The following is a 4,026-nucleotide window of genomic DNA, read 5'->3' on the forward strand; positions in this document are numbered from 1 at the left end:
CGGACATGGACAGGAAAACGCTGGTCGATGTGCTCAACAGCCGGAAGGCGCGGGCCTGCTCAGCATCCAGCTGAGCGTAGCTGTGTTCCATGACACCGGGGTGCGCGGCCGCCTCGAACGCGACGCTCAGCAGGTCACTTCAGGCCGAAGGCCCGGATGATCTCCTGGTCCACGGCGAAACCTTCGCCGGCCTCGGCGTGCGCCTTGAGCGACACAGCGGTTGCGCCCTTCTTCGGGGTCTTGAACCGGGCGGTCCAGGAACCTGCGGAGTCATTCTTCAGCTCCACCGCGTTCCAGGACTTGCCGTCGTCGTAGCTGACCGACAGCGAGGCCTTGACCGCCTTCGTGGCGCCCTCCAGCCACTCCTGCGTGGTGGACGACAGACCGATCTCGGTCCACTGCCCGGCCTTCACGTCACCGGCCAGGTCCGTGTCGACGTCGTAGTCCAGCTGAAGGAGCGGGATGTCGGCCTGCGACGGTGCCTGCGGGTCGAGCGCGCCCGAGAGGAAGTTCCACTCGGTGTGCGTCCGGACCGAGGTCTTCCAGGTCTCCGCGTCGCGCGAGGCGTCGAGGACCAGCCGGTACGGGAGCTTCTCGGGCGAGAGGTCCCAGACGTACCCGGCGCGGCCGGCCGTCTCGTCCAGCAGCGTGTCGCCCTGGTAGACGGCGACGGTGCCGGTGTCGTACTCCTTGTCCGGCATGGAGCCGGAGTGACCGGCGCCCCCGTCCGTCCACGGCGTGATGTTGTACTGGATGTCGTTGTACGAGCTGCGGAACGGACCCCAGTAGCCGGTGCCCAGACGCGGCCGCGCGATCGGCGCGAACCAGTCGGCGGGATAGGTACGGCCCGCCGTGTAGTCCAGGTCGGCGCTGCGCTCCTCCAGCGAGGTGTCCGAGGCGGTCTCGTTGAGCACCGAGTGGTCCTCGTACCAGAACGAGGCACCCGGCAGCGGGATGACCCATTCGGTGCGGGTGGCGGGGTACTTCTCGTACTCGGGGAACCCGATCCCGAAGCCGTAGTCCGGGATGTCGTAGCGGTAACCGGCGCCGAGGGCGTCCCGGTGGCCGTAGTAGGTGTTCTCGACCTTCGCGAGCTGACGGGTGGACGGGGCGAAGGCGAGCGAGCGGTCCGGGATCGTGCCGTCGTGACGGTCGACCAGGTCGTACACGTAGCTCGCGAACTTCCGCTCGTCGACCGTCAGCTTCCTGCCGCGCTGGGCGGCCTTCACGAGACCCTCGCCGGCCAGACGCTGCACGGAGGCGACGGGAATGGGGAGCGTGGTGCCGTAGTCGGCGTAGGACTCCAACAGCACGCCGTCGCCGCCGTTGACGACGAACAGCGCCTTCGCGCCCGCGGCGATCGCGGCAGCGGCCCGGTCGGCCGGAGCCACCGAGTCGCTGCTGCGGATCACGACCGCCTTGCCCTTGACGTCGAGACCGGCGTAGTCGGCCGGGGCGCCGTTGCCCGCGAAGACGCTGCCGAGCTTGCGGCTGCTGTCCTCGGCGACGGGCGAACCGCCCTGCACGGTGACGGGGACGTCGCGGCCGTCGGCCGTCAGGTCGATCTGCTTCTCGCCCTGCCGCCAGCGCGTGAGGAAGGAGAAGCTGCCCTGCGTGACCTTCTTCGTGGGGCTCGCCCACAACTGGTCGTACGTCAGCGGGATCTGGTAGGCGTCGCGCTGGACGGTGCCGTCCGGAGCGGTGCGCGCCATGTCGTAGCGCAGCTGACGGGTCTCCGTCTCCTTCGGCGTCTTCACGGCGACCTTGCGGGCCTTGGAGGCGTCGAGCGTGACGGTCGTGGGCTTGTCGAGGATGATCTCGGGGGCCGCCAGGAAGGCGAGGGCCTGCGAGTCGGCGGTGTCACCCTTGACGTCGGCGGCGGACCAGGCGGTGTAGTTGCCCGGGGGCAGTCGCAGCGTGGTCGTCCCCGGCACCTGGACGGGGGTCAGGGTCGGGTCGCCGAGGGCGGCGAGAACGACGACGCCGTCCAGCGGCTTGCCCGAGCGGTCGCGCAGTTCCAGCGTCAGGTCGTAGAGCTCCTGCTCCTTGTTCAGCGCGAACCCGGTGTGCGCGACCGTGGCGCCCGAGGCGTCCTTCGCGATCACCTGCCCGGAGAACGTGGTGTTGACGGCGGCCTTCGACGGGTCGAGCGAGAGGACGGCCTCGGCTGTCGAACCGGCCGGGACGGTCAGCTGCTTCACCGACAGCGTGTACGCGTCCGCGTCACTGTCCGTCGCCAGGTCGAGGGTGACGTCCTCGGTACCCGTGTTGCGGTACGTGATCGTGCGCTCGGCGACCGCGTCGGACGGGCTGTGCGGCCAGTCGTAGGACGCGACCTCGACGGAGCCGGTGGCCTGGATGGTGGTGTCGATGGCGGCCTTCACGTCCAGGCGGCCGGTCCCCTGCTCGTACGGGGTGTAGTCCGGCAGCACCTTCGACGAGGTCATCAGCGCGTCCTTGATGCGCTGACCGGACCACTCGGGGTGACGCTGCTTGAGGATGGCCGCGGCGCCCGCGACGTGCGGGGTCGCCATCGACGTACCGGACATCGACTGGTACATGCCCTCGATGCCGGGGACCGACTGCGAGGCGGCCGCGTTGATGTCGACGCCCGGCGCGGAGAGGTCCGGCTTGAGGCCGTACGAGCGGGTCAGCGGGCCCATGGAGGAGAAGTCGGCGCGGTTGTCCTGCTTGTCGACGGCGGCGATGGTGAGCGCCTTGTCGGCGGAGCCCGGCGATCCGATGGTGCCGGCGCCGTAGGCGTTGCCCGCGGCGATCACGAAGAGCGGACCACCGTCGGCCGAGAGGGAGTTGACGGCCTGGGACATGGGGTCCGAGCCGTCGTCCGGGATGCTGGAGCCGAGGCTCATGGAGACGACGTCGGCGCCCTCCGCCTTCGCCCACTCCATCGCCTCGATGATGCCCGAGTCCGCGCCGGATCCCTCGTTGCTCAGCACCTTGCCGACGAGCAGCCCGGCCTCCGGGGCGACGCCCTTGTTGGCACCGTCGGAGGCGGCGCCGGAACCGGCGATGGTGGACGCGACGTGCGTGCCGTGGCCGTTCCTGTCGTCGACCTCCTCGCCCGGGATGAAGCTCCTGGTCTCCAGGATGCGGTCCTTGACGTCCGGGTGGTCCTCGTCGATACCGGTGTCCAGGACGGCGACCTTGGTGCCCTTGCCGTCGTAGCCCTCGGCCCAGGCCTGCGGGGCGTTGACCTGCGGGACCGAGTCCTTCAGCGCGGCCTCGACACGGCCGTCGAGCCACAGCTTCGCGATGCCGTTGTCCAGCGAACGGGCCGTGGACGTCTTCGCGATGTCGTCCCAGAAGGCGCGCGCGGTGCCCTTGCCGGCAGTCAGCGCCGCACCGTGGATGGACTCCAGCGCCCGGAGGGACTTGCTGCCGCGGGGAGCGGCGGGCAGCGAACGGGCCTTGCTCGCCGGGTAGGTGGCGATCAGGGGGATGCCGCCGGTCCTCTTGTCGTCGTAGCCCATCTTCGCGAGGGCGGTGACGTTGAAGAGGCGGCGGTCCAGCTTGCCGGCGGCGATCAGGCTGCCGGCCTCGTCGGGCAGGACGTAGATGTCGTCCCCTGCCTGCTGGACGTGCACCCCGCCGACCGCGCCGTCGGGCCGGTCCACCGTGACGGTGTCCTGCTTGCCCGCACCGTCGGCGTAGTGGACGACGTCACCGGTGACCAGGGTGATGTCGTACGCGTGGACCGGGGCGTTCCGGTCGGTGGCCGGTGCGGGTGCGGTCGCCGCGGACGCGGCACCGGTGACGGGCAGCAGCGCGCCGCTCACCAGGGCGACGGAGGTCGCTATGAGGAGGGCTCTGCGCCGCGCGCGAGCGGGTCTCGCCCGGTCGGTGGCGGTGGAGGGGGTAGATGTCATGTAGCTGATCTACCGGTAAACGCACCGGTACGTCATGCGCCATCGCTGGCGGAAAACCGCCGCGGCGGAGAACCGCCTACTGATCAGGGCGGATGGCATCCTGCGCCGAAGAGACCCCGGGAGCGTCTGCGGGCGGTCC

General features: G+C 70.2%; 1 protein-coding gene. It reads right to left on the bottom strand.

The features are described from left to right. Positions 1 to 134: 134 nt before the first annotated feature. A complete protein-coding gene (locus ABT025_RS39240; RefSeq protein WP_351003599.1) occupies positions 135 to 3,887 on the bottom strand; it encodes a S8 family serine peptidase in 3,753 nt (1,250 codons plus the stop codon). Positions 3,888 to 4,026: the final 139 nt, after the last annotated feature.

The sequence above is a fragment of the Streptomyces sp. NPDC002809 genome (genome assembly GCF_040295435.1).
Taxonomy (GTDB): domain Bacteria; phylum Actinomycetota; class Actinomycetes; order Streptomycetales; family Streptomycetaceae; genus Streptomyces.

Excerpts from the sequence above, each read along its gene's own strand:
- ABT025_RS39240 (WP_351003599.1), bottom strand. The coding sequence starts at position 3,887 with ATGACATCTACCCCCTCCACCGCCACCGACCGGGCGAGACCCGCTCGC.